The sequence below is a fragment of the Corynebacterium glyciniphilum AJ 3170 genome (genome assembly GCF_007673095.1).
Taxonomy (GTDB): Bacteria; Actinomycetota; Actinomycetes; order Mycobacteriales; family Mycobacteriaceae; genus Corynebacterium.
Window position 1 is genome coordinate 1 of the sequence record NZ_VDYZ01000246.1, and the last position, 267, is coordinate 267.

Sequence of the window (267 nt, forward strand, 5' to 3'; positions counted from 1 at the left end):
GGAAGGGCTGGTTGGGGTGTTGGAGGTAGGTGGAGTTGAGGTGGTGGAGGAGTTGGAGTGGTGGTTGTTCAGGGAGGTGAGAGAGGGTTGGTGGGTGAGAGGGGGGAGATGGAGGAAGGGGGGGAAGTTGAGGATGGAGGAGAGGAGAGCCTTGGGGAGGTGGGGCTTGTGGAGCTGGTGGAGGAAGTGGGAGGGGAGGTGGGAGTGGATGAGGGGAGTGGAGGGGGGTGAGGGTGTGGATGTGGAGGGGTGGGGGCGGGATGGGAT

At 63.7% G+C, this 267-nt stretch carries 1 protein-coding gene; it reads left to right on the forward strand.

The window, feature by feature from the left end:
• Window positions 1-267 (forward strand): hypothetical protein (locus FS507_RS20045; protein WP_222121474.1); only part of this gene is annotated, 267 nt, incomplete at both ends.